General features: G+C 72.3%; 11 protein-coding genes and 1 pseudogene. 8 read left to right on the top strand and 4 right to left on the bottom strand.

Annotated features, from left to right (window positions below):
* The first annotated feature begins 35 nt into the window (after positions 1 to 35).
* The 4 genes from BLT23_RS36455 to BLT23_RS36440 are packed head-to-tail and all read left to right on the top strand — an operon-like array spanning position 36 to position 7739.
* Entirely contained in the window at positions 36 to 1508 is a 1473-nt protein-coding gene (locus BLT23_RS36455) for a DUF2397 domain-containing protein (protein WP_090059215.1), read from the top strand.
* The gene (locus tag BLT23_RS36450) at positions 1505 to 2701 is read left to right on the top strand and encodes a TIGR02678 family protein (RefSeq protein WP_090059212.1); all 1197 of its coding nucleotides are present in this window, start codon (positions 1505 to 1507) and stop codon (positions 2699 to 2701) included. Before BLT23_RS36455 ends, BLT23_RS36450 begins: the two co-directional genes overlap by 4 nt.
* Positions 2698 to 6726: a TIGR02680 family protein gene (locus BLT23_RS36445; RefSeq protein ID WP_090059210.1), complete on the top strand. Its 4029-nt coding sequence runs from the start codon at positions 2698 to 2700 to the stop codon at positions 6724 to 6726. The genes BLT23_RS36450 and BLT23_RS36445 overlap by 4 nt, the downstream gene beginning before the upstream one ends.
* A complete protein-coding gene (locus BLT23_RS36440; protein ID WP_090059208.1) occupies positions 6723 to 7739 on the top strand; it encodes a DUF2399 domain-containing protein in 1017 nt (338 codons plus the stop codon). The genes BLT23_RS36445 and BLT23_RS36440 overlap by 4 nt, the downstream gene beginning before the upstream one ends.
* Positions 7740 to 7749: 10 nt before the next feature.
* Here the strand turns inward: BLT23_RS36440 and nudC are convergent, their stop codons facing one another.
* From nudC to BLT23_RS36420, 4 genes are read right to left on the bottom strand one after another with little or no spacing between them, the layout of a single operon-like run.
* Complete coding sequence (gene nudC, locus BLT23_RS36435) at positions 7750 to 8706, bottom strand: NAD(+) diphosphatase (protein ID WP_176947091.1); 957 nt, start codon at positions 8704 to 8706, stop codon at positions 7750 to 7752.
* Positions 8703 to 10097 (bottom strand): M16 family metallopeptidase, encoded by a 1395-nt coding sequence (locus BLT23_RS36430; RefSeq protein ID WP_090059205.1) that lies wholly within the window; start codon positions 10095 to 10097, stop codon positions 8703 to 8705. The genes nudC and BLT23_RS36430 overlap by 4 nt, the downstream gene beginning before the upstream one ends.
* Positions 10094 to 11377 (bottom strand): M16 family metallopeptidase, encoded by a 1284-nt coding sequence (locus BLT23_RS36425; protein ID WP_090059203.1) that lies wholly within the window; start codon positions 11375 to 11377, stop codon positions 10094 to 10096. Before BLT23_RS36425 ends, BLT23_RS36430 begins: the two co-directional genes overlap by 4 nt.
* Positions 11378 to 11387: 10 nt before the next feature.
* Complete coding sequence (locus tag BLT23_RS36420; RefSeq protein WP_425434448.1) at positions 11388 to 13037, bottom strand: DUF2207 domain-containing protein; 1650 nt, start codon at positions 13035 to 13037, stop codon at positions 11388 to 11390.
* A gap of 48 nt (positions 13038 to 13085) precedes the next feature.
* On the opposite strand from BLT23_RS36420, the gene BLT23_RS36415 reads away from it, so the two are divergent.
* The 4 genes and pseudogenes from BLT23_RS36415 to BLT23_RS36400 all read left to right on the top strand — a co-directional run.
* On the top strand, positions 13086 to 14345 hold the full coding sequence (locus tag BLT23_RS36415) for a neutral zinc metallopeptidase (protein WP_245744545.1): 1260 nt from the start codon (positions 13086 to 13088) through the stop codon (positions 14343 to 14345).
* 127 nt (positions 14346 to 14472) lie between these two features.
* Positions 14473 to 15708: a neutral zinc metallopeptidase gene (locus tag BLT23_RS36410; protein ID WP_245744544.1), complete on the top strand. Its 1236-nt coding sequence runs from the start codon at positions 14473 to 14475 to the stop codon at positions 15706 to 15708.
* Positions 15709 to 15720: 12 nt separating this feature from the next.
* Positions 15721 to 16617 carry a neutral zinc metallopeptidase gene (locus BLT23_RS36405; protein WP_090059198.1) on the top strand — a complete coding sequence of 299 codons (897 nt, stop codon included), beginning with the start codon at positions 15721 to 15723 and terminating at the stop codon, positions 16615 to 16617.
* A gap of 82 nt (positions 16618 to 16699) precedes the next feature.
* Positions 16700 to 16978: pseudogene (locus BLT23_RS36400) on the top strand (IS982 family transposase); the annotation flags it as partial.

Raw genomic sequence — 16978 nt, 5'->3', positions numbered from 1 at the left:
GCGACTGTCGGGGGTGCGCATTAGGGTGGCCGGTCGTGGAGCACAAGCGGCTGAAGTTGTACGCCTATCTGGACGCGCGCGATCACCAGCGCACGTACCTGGCGATCATGCGGCTGTTCACCTCCACGCTGCTCGCCGACCTGTCCGCGGGCGAGGTCGCCGGGGCGCTGGCCGGGCAGGAGCGCGAGGGCCGCGTCGAGCAGGGCGAGTCGCGCATCGAGAACGTCATCAACCGCCTCAAGCAGCTGGTCGAGTGGGGCAACCTGGTCCAGGGCCGGCGCGAGGTGGTGGCGGCGAGCATCGCCGAGTTCCAGCACGGCAGCGTGCGCTACCAGGTGTCGAAGCTCGCGGTCCGGGTGCAGCGCGACGTGGACGAGCTGCTGCGGGTGCCGGAGGGCGCCCGCGAGGTGTCCCGCGAGCTGCTGCCCGCGATCGAACGGGGCCTGAACGAGCTGGGCGGGTCGCTCAGCGTGGCGCTGCTGAACGAGGGCGACAAGACCAGGGAGCTGCTGGCCGAACGCGTCACGACGCTGTTCCTCCAGCACGCCGAGCTGGCGGCGACGGTCCGCGACTTCTACGCCTACCTCGGCCAGGTCGTCACGCGGAACCACCTCGCGCCGGACGAGATCGCGGGTTTCCGGAACCTGCTGGTCGAGTACATCCAGCGGGTGGTCGAGGACGTTCTCAAGTACACGCCGCCGATCGCGGCGGCGCTGGCCGGGCTCGCGAAGGCGCGCGGCGAGCTGCTGCGGCTGCTGGGCACCGATCTCGGGCACAACGTCGAACGGGCACGGGGCCGCACGCCGGAGGACTGGCAGGAGCTGACGGACTGGTTCGTGGACCGTCCGGGCCGCCCGAGCCAGGTCACGGCGTTGCGCGAGGCGACGGCCCGTGCGATCGGCAGCCTGCTCGCCAGCGTGAAGCGGGCGACGTCCGGCGGCGGGTTGCTGCCGGGCCGCCGCGCCGAGCTGCTCAAGCTCGCGGGCTGGTTCGACAACGCGACGCGCGCGGAGGCGCACGAGATCTACGCGTCGGCGTTCGGGCTGTACTCCGCCCGCCACCTCTCCCCCGCGCCGGAGCACGACTCGGACAACGAGCGCACGCCGTGGCGCGACGGACCGGTCTGCGACGTCACGGTGTCGGTGCGCACGAGGGGCGACCGTGGGGCGCGGGGCAGGCCGTCGCGCATCCTCGACGACCCGATGATGGAGCAGTCTCTGCTCGCGGAGGCCCGTGAGGCGGACGAGATCCGCGCGCGGCACGTCGCGGAGCTGACGAAGGCCGCCGGGAACCTGGAGAACACGACGCTGACGCACGGCGCGCTGGAGGTCTTCTGCGAGCTGCTGACGCTCGCGATGGCGCAGCGCGACTCGCCGCGGGACAGCGGGTCGGCCAGCGACCCGGTGCGCGGGCTCCGGCTGGAGGTCGCCCACGGCACCACGACTAAGATCAAGTCCGCCGCCGGGACGCTCACGCTGCACGACGCGACGGTGGCCCTCAAGCGATGAACCACCTCGACAACCTCTCCGAGATCGACGCCGCCAACGTGGTGCGGTGCGCGCGCACGTTGCTGCGCAGGCCGATGCTGCGCGCCGACGGCCCGGACGGCGAGCTGCTCAGCCTCGTCTACCGGCACCGGGCGACATTGCAGGACATGTTCGCGGGCCTGCTCGGCTACCGGCTGGTGGTCGAGCGCCGGTTCGCGCGCCTGTACAAGTCCGGTCCCGGCCACGACGACACCCGCGGCGTGCTCACGCTGTCCCCGCGCGCCTACGCCTACCTCGCGCTCACGCTCGCGGTACTCACCGGCACCGGCCGCCAGACGCTGCTGAGCAGGCTGGTCGCCGACATCCGGTCCGCGGCGGCGGAGGCGGGCATCGACGCGCCGGACGACGTGGTCGAGCGCCGGGCCCTCACCGCGGCGCTGCGTCACCTCGTCTCCCTGGGCGTGCTTCAGGAGACCGAAGGTTCGGTGGCGCAGGACGTGGTGCCGCAGGAAGCGCTGATCACGATCGACACCGACCTGCTGGGCCAGCTCGTCACCGGTCCGCTCGGCGAGGCGCGCAGCCCCGCCCACCTGGTCGAGCTGGCGGCACGGCCCGGTCCGCGCGGCATCGAGCACGCCGTGCGGCGCAAGCTGGTCGAGACGCCGCTGGTGCTCTACGCGGACCTGCCGGACGAGCAGGCGGACTGGTTGCGGCGCAACCAGCGCAAGGAGACGGCGTTGCTGGAGCAGGCGTTCGGCCTGCACACCGAGTGCCGCGTCGAGGGCGTGCTGGCCGCGGACCCCGAGGACTTCCTGACGGACCTGTCGTTCCCGGGCGTCTCGACGGTCGCGCGGATCGCGTTGCTGGCACTGCCCGAGCTGGTCGGCAGCGACGACGAGAACCCGCCCGCCCGGCACGTCGTCACGGTCGAACGGCTGCGCGAGGTCTGCGCCAGGCTGGTCGAGGACTACCCCGCCGCGTGGTCGAAGCAGTTCACCGACGACCTCGGCCGATTGGTCGCCGAGGTGACGGAACTGTTGCGCCGCATGGGTCTGGCGCGGCCGGAGGACGACGGCACGTGGTCCGTCAGCGCCGCCGCGCACCGCTGGCTGCCGTCCCCGGACGGCGACCCGGAACGAGAACAGCAACCGGAACCCGTCGTGGTGCCCGAGCTGCCGAGCTGGTCCCTGTTCGACGAGGAGAACGTGTCATGAGCAGGTGGCGGCTGCACCGCGGCGGCGTTGTCAACATCTGGCAGTACACCGAGCAGACGTTCGACTTCTCCGGTGGCCGCGCGATCTTCCAGGGCACCAACGGCTCCGGCAAGTCCCGCACGCTGGAGCTGCTGCTGCCGCTGTGCCTGGACGGCGACCTGCGCCAGCTGGGCTCGAAGGGCTTCGACACGGTCAGCCTGCGGCGGCTGATGCTGGACGACTACGACGGCGGCCCGAACCGCATCGGCTACGCGTGGGTCGAGCTGATCCGCGAGGCCGCCGACCACTCCGGCAACGAGTACCTGACGTGCGGAATCGGTGTGAAGGCGTCGAAGACCTCGCAGGCGATCACGGACTCGTGGCGGTTCGTCACGCCGTTGCGCGTCGGCACGGAGCTGCAGCTCGCGGGCCCGGAACGAGTGCCGCACGGCCCGGCGCAGCTGCGGGACCTGATCGGCGCGGACTGCATGTTCGAGGAACCGGCGTTCCGGGCGAAGGTCGCCGAGACGGTCTACGGCGTCCCGGCCGCGCGTTACGGCGACCTGCTGCACCTGCAACGGACGCTGCGCAACCCGGACGTCGGCCTGAAGGTGCTGGAGGGGCAGCTAGAACAGATCCTGTCCGACGCCCTGCCGCCGCTGGACCAGGCGATGGTCGAGCAGCTGGCGACGTCGTTCGACGACCTGGAGTCGATCCGCGAGAACATCGTGCGACTGTCCTCTGCGGACACCGCGCTGACGACGTTCCTCAAGACCTACCGCGACTACGCGTTCGGCGGGCTGCGCAGCGCGGCCGACCGGCTGGAGTCGGCCGAGAAGTCGGTGGCGAAGCTGCGCCGCGAGCAGGCGAAGCTCACCCGGGAGCTGGACCTCACGCGGGTGGAGCGGGCGGCGGCCGAGCAGGCGCTGACCGACATGGAGACCGGTGAGCAGCAGGCGGAGGAGACGATCGCCGCGCTGAAGGAGCTGCCCGCGTTCCGCGATCTCCAGGACCTGAAGACGCGCGAGAACCTGGTGGCGCAGATGCGTTCCTCGGCTGTCGCGGCGCTGGAGACGGCGCACCGGCAGCGCGCGCAGGAGGACGCGGCGGTCGACAACGTGCTGCGGCTGTTGCGGCGCCTCGCGGAGGACCTCCAGGCAGCCGACGCGCTGAGCGAACCGTTGCGCGAGAACCTGCGCCTGGCGGGCATGGACGCCGACCTCGCGCCGGAGGTGCCGCAGGTCCCGCCCGCCGAGGCCACGGTCACCACGGACGCCGTGCGCGCCAAGCCGGATCCGGAGGCGGGGCCGCTGCCGATCGAACGCCGCGTGCCTCCCGCCGCGGCGACCGAGGACGTGCTGGCCGTGCTGACGTCCGTCGTCGACCAGACCGCGGGCATCGCTTCCCTTGCACGCCAACGAGGTGCGCTCGCCCTGGCGCTGCACGAGCAGGCGCTGGCGCTCGACGGGCAGCAGCGCGAGGTGGAGTCGTTGCGGCAGAAGGCCCGTGACGCCCAGCTCACCGCGACCGAGTCCACGTCGTTGCGCAACCAGGAGGCCCAGGAGCTGGCCGAGGTCGTGCAGGCGTGGCTGGAGCAGGTCGAGGCGTGGACGTCGAGCGGCCCGCTGCTCGACGAACGCCCGTCCGGTGCGCTGGACCTGCCGCGGACCGCGGACCCGGCGGCGGCGAAGAAGCTCGGGGCGACGGCACGGGAGTGGGTCGGCCCGCTGGTGCAGGCGGCCCGCGACGCCGCGCACGCGTTCGCGCAGCAGCGCACCGAGCTGCGCGCCCGCCTCGACACGCTGGACGAGGAGCTGGTCGGGCTGCGGTCGGGCGCCGAACGGGTGCCGGTGCCGGGCCAGTACACGGCGGCGGACCGCGACCCGTCCGTCGGCGCGCCGTTCTACCGGCTGGTGGACTTCGCGCCGTCGCTGACCGACGACGAACGGGCGGGCCTGGAGGCGGCGCTGCAGGCGAGCGGTCTGCTGGACGCGTGGGTGGCGCCCGCGCAGGCGGACCTGGAGGACGTGCTGGCCGTGCCGAGGCCCGCCGTCGAGGGGCGCTCGCTGGCCGAGTTCCTGGTGCCGGCCGTGGAGGGCTCGCCGGTGCCGGAGTCGTTCGTCGCGGACCTGCTGAGGGCCGTGTCGCTGGACGACATGACGACGACCGGCGACTGGCGCACCGGCGTGCTGACCGGCCGCTGGACCAAGCCGGAGGCCGAGTTCATCGGTGCCGGTGCGCGGGAAGCGGCCCGTGGCCGCCGGATCGCGGCCCTGGAGGAAGAGCTCGCGGAGCTGCGCGATCGGCTCGGCACCGCCGAGGACGAGCTGGCCCGCGCCCACGAGCACGTCGCCACCTGGGAGGCGCACGTCGCCGCGTTCCCCGGCGACGGCGAGCTGATCGCGAAGCACAGCCGTCTGCAGGCCGCCGAGGAGTCCGCGGCACGGGCTCAGCAACGCACGTTCGAGCTGCGCGAGGCCCTGGAGAACGCGAACGCGCGGCTCGAAGCCGCACGCAGCGAGCTGACCAGGCAGGCCGGTGACGCCGGGTTGCCCGCGGACACCGAGGCGCTCCGGCAGGCCCGTGCCGCCGCCGGGGAGGCCCAGCGGACGGCCGACCTGCTCGGCGACGCCGTGCGCAGGCGGTGCCAGGGCACGATCTCCGACCTCACCGACGCCTCGCACCGCTACCACGAGGCCGTCGCGGACCGGCAGACCGCCGAGGCCGACGCCGACAGCCGGTGCGTCGACCACGCGGCCCAGGCAGGCACGCTCGCCGAGCTGACGGACGCGGTCGGCGGTGAGGCCAGGGAGATCAGCGAGCAGCTCACGTCGCTGGAGAAGTCGCGCAAGAGGATGCGCGAGGACCTCAAGGGCGTGCGGGAGAGCATCACGACCGCACGCGAGCAGGCGGCGAAGCTGGAAGCGTTGCTGGAGAACAACTCCACTCAGGTCGGTGAGGCCGAGGAGGCGCTGGCGCGCGCGTCCGCGAACTTCCAGGCGACCGTGCGCGCCCCCGGTCTGCTGGCGGCGGCGTTCCCGGAGCCGCCGGAGGAGGCGCTGGTGCGCCAGGCGATCGCCGAGGCGGGCGACCGGCGCGGCGGCACCGAGGCGACCGTGATCGCCAAGTTGCAGGCGTTGCAGACGTCGCTGGCGGGCAGCCACGACATCGTCGCGGAGCAGCACGCGGGCCTGCTGACCGTGACGGTGACCGGCGAGGAGGGCGCGAAGCCCGTCGCCGTCGCCGCCCGCCAGGTCACGACGAAGCTCGCCGAGCAGCGCGGGTTCCTCGACGAGCAGTACCAGGGCATCTTCGCCGACTACCTGATCCGCGACCTCGCCGAGTGGCTGCGCGGCCAGATCACCGTCGCCGAGGACCTGACCAAGCGGATGAACGAGGTGCTCTCGCAGGCCAGGTCCAGCCAGGGCGTGCACGTGAAGCTGGCCTGGAAGTCGTCCGGCGCCCTGGACGACGAGACACGCCAGGCGCTCGCGCTGGTGCGCCTGCCGTTCGGCGAACGCACGCCCGAGCAGGACGCCACGCTGCGCCGCGTCTTCACCGAACGCATCGAGAACGAGCGCGACACGCACTCCGGCGGCTACGCCGAGATCCTGTCGCGCGCCCTCGACTACCGCACGTGGCACCAGTTCACGGTCACGGTCGCCGACACCGGCCCCGACGGCAACCCGCGCGAGCGGCGGCTGCGCCAGCTGTCGTCCGGCGAGACCCGACTGATCTCGTACGTGACGCTGTTCGCGGCGGCGGCGAGCTTCTACGACGCGGTGAGCGACGAGTTCGACCCGCTGCGCCTGGTGCTGCTCGACGAGGCGTTCGAGCGCCTGGACGACCCGACGATCGCGCGAATGCTGGGCCTGCTGGTCGACCTCGACATGGACTGGGTGATCACCTGGCCGAGCGGGTGGGGCGTGTCGGACAAGATCCCGCGCATGCACATCTACGACGTGCTGCGGCCGAAGAACGGGCGGGGTGTGGCGTGCACGCAGACGACGTGGGACGGCGCGGCGCTGGACCGGGTCGACCCGTGAACCTCGACCGCCCCGAGCTGGCCGAGTTCTGGCGCCTCGCCCGCGAGACGGTGGAGGGCGGTGGCCGCTCCGCGTTCAGCTTCCGCGTCGAGGACGAGCAGACCGCCGTGGCGCTGGCCGAGCTGCTGCGCAAGCCGGTCACCCACCCGGCCCGCAGGCAGATCTCGCTGGCACGGCTGGACGAGCACGTCCGCGCGCACGGCAGCACGTTGCCCGAGGTGCTGGAAGCCGTGCACGGCAGGCCCGTCGCCCTGACGACCACGCAGGAGGCGTCGACGGCCGACGCGGTGCTGAGGTTCGCGTTGCGCGAGCACGGGTTGCTGCACGCGCCGTGGGCCGCGGAGTGGATCGAGCACGTGCGGCGGTACGGCAAGATCCCGCAGCCCGCGCTGCCGATGATCGCGAACCAGGCCGCGGCGGTCCTGGCGCGGCTCTCACCGGAGCCGAGGCGGTGGACGACGCGGTTCGCGTTGGCGGGCAACGGCCTCGACGACGGACGGCCGCTGACCAGGATCGTGCAGAAGGCGTTGCAGCTCGCCGGCACCGACTGGGAGCGTTCGGGCGTGCTGCCCGACGCGTACGGCAACCCGGTGCTGACGTCGGACGGCTACCTGACGCTCGACGACTCGTGGGCGCCGCAGGAGATCACCGTCGTGCGCAGTCCCCGGCTGCTGGAGTCGGGCATGCCCGGGCCGGTGATGGTGCTCCCGGACGGCCTGACGCCTCAGGCGAAGCACCACCTCGACGGCAAGACGGTGCGGTGCCACCACGACTTCACGCCCGACGGCATCCGCGTCGCCAACGAGGTCCTCGCCTGGACCGGCGGCACGGCGTGGCGGATGTCGGCGGACGACTACCGCGAGGCCGTGGCGACGTCACTCGCCCGCGGGGTCGAGCTGCCGACCCTGCGGACGCGCCCGCCGGAGGCGAGCTGGGACCCGGACCTGGCCGGGGTCATGGCCACGACCGGGCTCGTCGTCACCGAGGAGCACGTGCTGCCGTCCCTGCTCTGACGGACGACGCTCAGCCGCCCTGGCCCGCTCCCGACCAGCTCTGCAACATCCGGAACGCGATCGAGGCGCCCCCGGCGAGCCCGAGACCCGGCACGCTGCCCGGCTCCTCGATCGCCTTGCGCACGTCGGCGCGCTGCACCCACTTCGCCTCGGCGATCTCGCCCTCCGCGAGCCGCAGCGGCTCCGCTGGGTCGGCCACCGCCTCGAACCCGATCATCAACGACCGCGGGAACGGCCACGGCTGCGACCCGAGGTAGCGGATGTCGCGGACGACGACTCCGACCTCCTCCAGGACCTCCCGCGCCACGCACGCCTCCAGCGACTCGCCAGCCTCGACGAACCCGGCGAGCACCGAGTACCTGCCCTCCGGCCACTCCGGGCCGCGGGCGAGCAGCACCTGGTCGGCGCCGTCGTGCACCAGGCAGATCACCGCCGCGTCGGTGCGCGGGTACTCCTCACGGCCGCAGCCGGAGCACACCGACGCCCAGCCGGACTTCTCCAGCACCGTGCGGGCACCGCACTTCGCGCAGTACTTGCCGAGCCGGTGCCACTGGAACAGCGCGGCGGCGGCCGTGAACAGCCCCGCCCACCTGTCGTCCAGCGTGGCACCGGCCTGCCGCAGGTCGAGCCACTGCGGTTCGGTCGTCAGCTCGGGCGGGCCCCACGCGCGACCGGCGGGCGGCGCCTCCCCCTCCTCGGCGGGCATGAGCACGGCGAAGTACGCGACGCCGTCCTCCTCGCCGAGCAGGACGGCGTTCACCGGCGGCTGGTCGCCGAACTCCGCGGCGGGACGGTCGACCACCCGCGTGCCGTGGTCGGCGACCAGGGTGCGGCCGCGCGTGTCCACGACGAGCATCCGCGCCTTGGGCCAGAGCGCGGCGAGCTTCTCGTCGTCGCCGCGCAACGGCTCGCCGCGGTCCACCGTCGTCCGCGACAGCGCGGGCAGTCCGAGCAGGTCGAAGCTCACTGGAACGAGACTCCGCCCAACGCGGCCAGCTTCGGCTTGAGCTGCTCAGCGTCACCGACGAGCACACCGGTGAAGTTGCCCGGCGCGAAGAACTCCAGCGCCGCCGCGGCGACCTGCTCCGGCGTCACGGTCTGCAGCCGCTGCGGGTGCTCCACCAGGTAGTCGATGCCGAGGCCGAGCGCGACGAGGTTCACGAGGAACGACGCCAGGCCCGACTGCGACGACGTCGAGGTGAGCAGCGTGCCCACGGCGTAGCTGCGCGCGACGTCCACTTCGGACTGCGACGGCGGGACCATGCCCATCCGCGCCAGCTCGTAGCGGGTCTCCAGCAGTGCCGCCGCCGTCACGTCCGACGCCGTGTCCGCGTCGATCAGCAGCGTGGCGCCGTGGATCGTGAACTCGGGGTGCGAGCGGGCGCTGTAGGTGTAGCCCTTGTCCTCGCGGATGTTCTCGACGAGCCGCGACGAGAAGAACCCGCCGTAGACCAGGTTCGCGAGCTGCAGCGCCGGGTAGCGCTCGTCGGTGCGCGGGATGACCTGCGCGGCGAGGCGGATCTGCGACTGCACGGCACCGACGCGGTGCACCAGCCGCACGTCGCCGCCCTTGACCGGGGGCAGCGGCGGCAGCTGCACGGCCTCGCCCTCGCCCTGCCACGCCGCGAGCGCCTCGCCGACCTGCGCGACGGCCTCGGCCGGCTCGACGTCGCCGACGAGCACGAGCACGGAGCCGCGCGGCAGCAACGCCTTGGCGTGCAACGCCACGACGTCCTCGCGGGAGACGGCGGCGACCTCGTCGGCCTCCGGCATCTCCTTGGCGTACGGGTGGTCGCCGTACAGCAGCTTCTGCAGGGCCTCGCGGGCGATGACGCTGGGCTGCGAGCGGGCGAGCGTGATGCGCTCGACCAGCCTGCCGCGTTCGCGCTCGACCTCCTCGGCCGGGTAGGAGGCGGAGGTCAGCACGTCGCGCAGCACGTCGAGCACTGTGCCGAGGCCGGTGGCCAGCGCGTTACCGGTGAAGCTCAGCCGCTCCGGGTCGACGACGGCGTCGAGCTCGCCGCCGACCAGCGCCAGCTCGGTGTCGATCTGCACGCGCGTCCGCGACTCGGTGCCGGTCAGCACGGTGTTCGCGAGGATCTCCGCCGCGGCCGCGTGCAGCGACCCGGTGGTGGACCCGGCCGGGTCGGCGAACGGGACGCGCAGCCGCACCTCGACCATCGGCACGGTCGACCGGCGCACCGCGATGACCCGCAGGCCGTTCGGCAGCACGGTGTCCACAGAGGACAGCTCGGCGGGTGCCCGCTGCGATCCCAGCTCCGGCAGCGGACGCGGGCCGGTGGTGGTGCGACCGATCTCCTCGGCGGTGCGGTGGGTCTTGGCCGAGGCGGTGGTCACTGGGCTCCTCCGGTGGGCTTGACGAGAAGAAGGGCGCGGGAGTCGGGGCGCAGCGCCTTGGCCGCGGCCGACACCTCGTCGACGGACACCGACGCGATCCGCTCCGGCAGTTCGTAGATCAGCTCGGCGCGGCCGAACAGCAGCTCCGCCGAGCCGAGGCCCAGCGTGCGGTTCGTGAGCCGGTCGTGCTCCTTGTGCATGGTCGACGCCCAGCGGGCGGTGACCTTCGCGAGCTCCTCGGCCGACGGCGGCTCCTGCGCGAGCTTCTGCAGTTCCTCGTCGATGGCCGTGATGACCTGGTCGGGCGTGACCTCGGTCGAGTGAATCGCGGTGATGCTGAACGTGTCGGGGTCGCGCGCCTCGAGCGGGCCGAACAGGCCGCAGCCCGCGTTCAGGTCGATCACGATGCCCTCGCGGTGCACGAGCCGCTGCTGCAGGCGCGAGCCGTCGCCGTCGGTCAGCACGCCCGCGAGCACCAGGTAGGCGAGGTAGCCGTCGACGTCGGTGACCGGGTCCGGCACGCGGTAGCCGATCGCGATCGCGGGCAGCGGGGCCAGCGGGTCGCCGTGCTCCTGGCGGACCTCACCCTGCGGCGCGGGCTCGGCGAACGACGGGCGCTCCGGCTTCGGCCGGGCGGGCACGTCGCCGAAGTGCTTCTCCACCAACGCCTTGGTGCGCTCGACGTCGAGGTCGCCCGCGACGGTGAGCACCGCGTTGGACGGCGAGTAGTACGTGTCGAAGAACTCCGCGCAGTCGTCGACCGTGGCGCTCTCCAGGTCGACGAAGTCGCCGTAGCCGTTGTGCGCGTTGGCGAACGTCTTGAACAGCACCGGCGGCAGCAGGATCCAGGGGAACCCGCCGTACGGGCGGTTCAGCACGTTGAGCCGGATCTCCTCCTTCACCACGTCGATCTGGTTGCGGAGGTTCTCCTCGGTGAGCTTCGGCGCGCGCATCCGGTCGGCCTCGAGGAACAGCGCCCGCTCCAGCGCCGCGCTCGGCAGCACCTGGTAGTAGTCGGTGTAGTCGGGGTGCGTCGACCCGTTGAACGTGCCGCCCGACGACTGCACGTGCCGGAAGTGGGCCAGCTTCTCCAGGCTCTCGCTGCCCTGGAACATCAGGTGCTCGAAGAGGTGCGCGAACCCGGTGCGCCCCTCCGGCTCGGAACGGAAGCCGACGTCGTAGTGCACGCTGACGCCGACGACCGGTGCGCTGGCGTCGGGGGCGAGCACCACCCGCAGGCCGTTGGGCAGCGTGAACCTGTGCAGTTCGGGTGAGGCCATGGGAGCAAGCCTACGGGTTCGGGGCCCGGAGCGACCGGAGGTGGCCCGCCTGGGCGAGCACGCCGTCGAGCGCCCCGAGGAAGGCCGGGAAGCTGCGCCGGAAGTCCGTGCCGTGCTCGGAGTTGCCGTACCAGTACAGGTCCTGCCTGCCGAACGCGGCGAGCCAGCGCTCGGTCTCCCCGAGCACCACCGCGTACGGCAGCGACCGGGAGAACACCAGCTCGCGGTCGCTCTCGGGAACGTCGTCGGGTGTCACCCCGTGGAGGTACCCGCGCAGGCCGCGGACGTGCACCAGCAGCTCGCTGCCGCGCTTGGTGCGGGCGGGCATCGACCGCGCGCCGAACGCGAGCGCCACCCCGGCGACCGCGACCGCGAGGCCGAACAGCGCGCTGCCGACCGTCAGGGCCAGCACGACCGTCGCCACCAGGCCGAGCACGGCGACCCCGATGCCCACCCACCAGAACAGGCTGCGCTCGGCGTCGGGCCTGCGCACGAACCAGCGCTTCTCCACGACGTCGGCGTACAGCTCGTCGCGCACCCGCGCGAGGTCCACCTGCCGTCCGCGCAGCTCGGACACCGTCACGGCGTCCACGCCCTGCGGCAGCACCGCCTCGTAGACGGCCCGCTCGTACCCGGACAGCGAGGCGTCGGCGGGGTTGCGGCGGACGATCTGCCAGTCGTGGGTGTCCAGCTCCCTGATCCACAGGTAGTTGCGAACGGCGAGGTCGATGATGGTGGCGGTGACGTCGACGACGTCCACGTGCTCGTCGACGACGGTGCCGACCTGGCCGGGCAGCACGCCGTCCGGGGAGGCGAACGCGACCCGGCCGGAGGGGTCGCGGACCAGCACGGAGACCGCGCCGACCTCGCTCGCGAGCGCCGCCGCGTCCCGGCCGCGCAGGTACCAGAGCAGGACGACGCCGCCGAGCAGCAGCACCAGCAGGCCGCCCAGCGCGACGGCGCTGACCGGGGTCAGGGCGAACGCGGCGGCGAGACCGGACTGCTCGACCACGACGGCGTTCGGCGGCACGACGCCCGCGGACAGTCCGATCGCGACGTCGACCCGTTCCCCGGCGGCGAGCTTGATCTCCTGCGCCCGCACGCCCTTGCCGTCCGCGAGGTCCGCGCTCGTGCACGGCTGGGACGAGCCGATCGGGCCCGCGAGGCAGTTGACCGACGTCGGGGAGTCCGGTGCGGAGAACGAGACGGCGACCTTGTCGAGCTCGGTGTCCCAGCCGCCCGCGACCTGCCAGCGGACCTCCAGCACGTCGCCGACCGGGGCGACCGCGCCGACGACGGTGTAGGTCAGGGTGGCGTCGCCGCCGTCGAAGGTGGCGGTGAACTCGTCGCCGCTGACGTTCGCGGAGCCCTTGCCGTCCACCTTCGCGTCGGTGACCTGGTACTGGCGCTCCAGGTCGTTGCCGACGGCCAGTCGCAAGGGGACTGTCCGCTTCACCGTCGTGCCGTCGGGCACGTGGACGGTCTCGGTGACGGTGAGCCGGGCGTCGCGCTCCAGCTTCATCCGCACCTCGGTGCTGACGGTGCCGGGAAGCGGCTGCGCGAACGCGCCGGGAACCGTCGCGGACGTCAGTGCGGCGGCTACGAGGACCGCCGCTCCCCAGTTCTTCGACACGGCTGCGGACAATAGCGGAGTCCTCATATGCTCCGGCGAAGATTCGAACAGACGCCATCTGGGGGATTCCCGGCGATGACACAACCACCGCCACCGGGCGGCTGGCCTCCGCCACGCCCGGTGGGGCCGCCGCCTGTGCCCGCACCACCGCCGTACGGCCCGCCGATGCCGCCGCGGCCCGTCCAGGGACCACCGCCGGGCGCGTACCGCCCGATGGGCCCACCCCCGTACGGCCCGCCGCCCGGCCACGCCCCGCTGCCGCCACCCCGTCCCGTGATGCCGCCGCCGCGTCCCGTGATGCCGCCGCCGCAGCCGATGTGGGGCCACCCGCAGCAGCCCTACGGGTACGCGCCGCAGCCGTACCCGATGATGCCGCCGCGCCGCAGGAGCAACGGCCCGATCCTCGCGCTCGTGCTCGGCGGGGTGGTCATCCTCGGTCTCGGCGCGGTCGGTGTCTTCGCCGCGACGCTGAACACCAAGGTGAAGGACACGGGCTACTCCGCCTACACGACCCACAGCCCCACCTACTCGTGGCCGACGATGACCACGACCACCGCCACGACGACGACTACCACCACCACGCGCCCGTCGTCGTCGCGCACGCAGTCGACCCCCGTGGGACCCAAGGCCGTCTACAAGCTCGCCGACCACCCGATCTTCGCGACAAACGTCGGCGCGAACGACTTCGCGTCCTGCCCGCTGCCGACGATGGAGTACAGCCCCGCGGGTGAGCAGCGGTTTCTCGCGGCGGCGCTGCCGTGCATCGAGAAGGCGTGGCAGCCGGCGCTGAAGACCGCGAACCTGCCGTACCAGCCGGTCGAGCTGCAGGTGTTCACCGGCAGCACGCAGACCCCGTGCGGCACGCGGCAGGCGAACGCGACGGCGATGTTCTGCCGCGGCGTCATCTACTGGCCGGGCTCGTTCTACGCGAACGAGCAGAACGGCACCCGCCACCCCGGTGTCTACCTGGGCCAGCTCGGCCACGAGTACGGCCACCACATCCAGTGGCTGACCGGCATGATGCGCGCCGCCGACCAGGCCCAGTACGACGCGGGCGGGTTCGACACCGCCAAGGGCCTGGAGCTCAACCGCAGGCTGGAGCTCCAGGCCACCTGCCTGGGCGGCATGACACTCGCGCCGTTCTCGCACAACAACGTCATCCCGATGGACGTCGTGAACACCGGGTTGCGTGACGCAAGTCAGCGCGGCGACTACAACCGGACACCGGACCACGGCAGTGCGCCGAACAACGAGCGCTGGGTCATGCACGGTCACCGGCAGAACAACATCAAAGCCTGCAACACCTGGTCGGCGAGTCCCGCTGACGTCTCGTGAACCTGACCCCCGGCCCGCACGTCCTAGTTGCGAGGACAGAGCGCGTTAGCCCGGTCGGGGGACACACGATCTCGGTCCGCATATGCTCGTACCCGACCCAGGCTCACCTATGGGGGGATCGCAGGCGATGACGCAACCACCGCCGCCGGGCAGCTGGCCACCGCCACGCCCGGTCGGCCCCCCGCCGATGCCCGCACCGCTCGGCCAGCGCCCGCCCCAGGGCCCGCCACCCCAGGGTCCCCCGCCCCAAGCCCGTCCTCCGCAGGGCCCGCCCCCGCAGCAGTACGGCCAGTACGGCCCGCCACCTGGCCAGGTCATGCCGCCACCCCAGCCGTACTGGGGCCCCCAGCCGAACGGCTACGGCCCGTACGGCCAGTACCCGCCGATGCCACCGCGCCGCCGCAACGGCCCGATCATCGCCCTGGTCCTCGGCGGAGTCGTCCTCCTCGGCTTAGGCGCAGTCGGCGTCTTCGCCGCCACGCTGAACCGCAAGGTCGAGGACGCGGGCTACTCGGCCTACACGACCCACAGCCCGACGTTCACCCCGTCCACGACGGCGGAAGACCCGGCGACGACGAGCGCGGCCCCGTCCCGCACGCCGACGACCCGCACACCGACCTCGCAGCCGGCACAGGTGGGCCCGAAGGCCGTCTACGCGCTGGCCGACCACCCGTTCCTGAAGCCGAACATCGGCGCGAACACGATCAGCGGCTGCCCCCTGCCCGGCATGGACTACTCCCCGGCGGGCCAGGACAGCTTCCTGCGCGCGGCGCTGCCGTGCATCGAGAACATGTGGAAGCCCGCCCTCCAGGCGGCGAACCTGCCGTACCAGCCGGTGGAGCTGCACATCGTCACCGAGACGCTGCAGTACCCGTGCGGCACCGTCCGCCCCGACCAGACAGCCCGCTACTGCCAGGGCGGCATCTACTGGACGGCGAACGCCTACGCCGCCGAACGCAACCCGAACAACCCGAACCACCCCGGCAAGTACCTGGGCCAGCTCGCCCACGAGTACGGCCACCACATCCAGTGGCTCACCGGCATGCTGAAGGCGTCGGACCGCGCGCAGTACGACGCGGGAGGGTGGGATACTCCGAAGGGCCTCGACCTGAACCGCCGGATGGAGCTGCAAGCCACCTGCTTCGGAGGGATGACACTGGCCCCGCTGTCACACGGCGCGGTGCCGATGGACGTCATCCGGGTGGGTCTGTCCGACGCGGGCAACCGGGGCGACTACGACATCTACCCGACGAAGGACCACGGAACACCGCAGAACAACGCGGCCTGGGTGGACCGCGGCTACCGGTCCAACAAGGCGTCGGACTGCAACACCTGGGCAGCCGACCCGGGATCGGTCTCCTAGAAAGGGGCGAACGTGACCCAACCAGCCAAGAACAACCCGGTGGTCCTCGGGGCAGTCTTCGTGCTGGTCGTCGCCTTCGTCCTCGGAATCGGTCAACTGAGCCGCCCCAGACTCGTCACGGGTCACGCCCTGGCGGGCTCCCGCCCCGCGGCCCCACCGGCCTCGGCCGACCCGTCCACCCCGATCCGCCCCCGAGCGGTCTACCGCCTGGCGGACCACCCGGTCCTGCTGGCCCCCGCCTCCCTGGCCGAGGTCACCTGCGCCCTCCCGGCCTTCGGCCTGAGCGACACCCAGCTGGCCGCCTACTACCAGGCGGGCACCGACTGCCTGGACACGGCCTGGGGTCCCCTCCTGACAGCGGCGAACCTCCCGTTCGACAAGCCCACCCTGGACGCCTCGGCGGAACTGCGGGACGGCCCCTGCGGTGCGGCCCCCGAGTCAGACCACGCGGTCGCCTACTACTGCGGCCGCAACCGCACCATCTACATGCCCACCTCCCGCCTCCGCGAGAACGGCGGAGGCGACGCACCGGCCACCCACCTGGCAACGCTGGCCCACGAGTACGGCCACCACGTCCAGGCCCTGACGGGTCTGCTGCGAGCAGCCGACCTGAAGATCACCGCAGCAGGCGAACGCACCCCGGCGGGCCTGGAGATGTCCCGCCGGATCGAGCTCCAGGCGAACTGCTTCGCGGGCATGTTCCTCGCCAGCGCCTCGGGCCGAGGTTCCATTACGGCCAAACTGGCCAGGCAGGCCCAGGAAGACTTCCGCTACGCCATCGAGGAAAAGCCCGAGAACAACGCCCACGGCTCAGCGGCGAACCAGGCCCAGTGGGCGGAGGCGGGCTTCAAGACGAACAAGACGTCAGCCTGCAACACCTTCGCGGCAGAACCCCCGGCAGTCGCATAACGCCACTAGATGATTGATTCCGTTTGGCTCTTGAGCTGAAGGCGGTCCTGAGACGCAGGAGGAGGGTGTCAAGATCAGGTTTGTGACGACCGATCTGGACACCCTCCTGACTGCACTTTACGTGTTCTGCGATGACCACCTGACACCACCCGAACGCAGACGTCCCGGCCGGCGCAAGAAGCTCTCCGACGCGGAGTTGCTGTGCCTGGCCGTGGCCCAGGTACTGCTCGGCTTCCCGTCGCAGCACCACTGGCTGCGTTTCGCCTACGGCAGGCTCGGGCACCTGTTCCCGTACCTGCCGCACCAGCCCGGCTACCACAAACGCCTGACCGCGGCGACACCGCTGATCCTGCGCGCGATC

The sequence above is a fragment of the Lentzea fradiae genome, from assembly GCF_900100955.1.
In the GTDB taxonomy this organism is placed as follows: domain Bacteria; phylum Actinomycetota; class Actinomycetes; order Mycobacteriales; family Pseudonocardiaceae; genus Lentzea; species Lentzea fradiae.
Note: the sequence above shows the minus strand (reverse complement) of the source record. Positions and strands in the feature narration are given on the sequence as shown.

What these genes read in the sequence shown, in the direction of transcription:
- BLT23_RS36450 (WP_090059212.1), top strand. Translation starts at nt 1,505, where the DNA reads ATGAACCACCTCGACAACCTCTCCGAGATCGACGCCGCCAACGTGGTG.
- BLT23_RS36445 (WP_090059210.1), top strand. Translation starts at nt 2,698, where the DNA reads ATGAGCAGGTGGCGGCTGCACCGCGGCGGCGTTGTCAACATCTGGCAG.
- BLT23_RS36425 (WP_090059203.1), bottom strand. Translation starts at nt 11,377, where the DNA reads ATGGCCTCACCCGAACTGCACAGGTTCACGCTGCCCAACGGCCTGCGG.
- BLT23_RS36420 (WP_425434448.1), bottom strand. Translation starts at nt 13,037, where the DNA reads ATGAGGACTCCGCTATTGTCCGCAGCCGTGTCGAAGAACTGGGGAGCG.
- BLT23_RS36415 (WP_245744545.1), top strand. Translation starts at nt 13,086, where the DNA reads ATGACACAACCACCGCCACCGGGCGGCTGGCCTCCGCCACGCCCGGTG.
- BLT23_RS36410 (WP_245744544.1), top strand. Translation starts at nt 14,473, where the DNA reads ATGACGCAACCACCGCCGCCGGGCAGCTGGCCACCGCCACGCCCGGTC.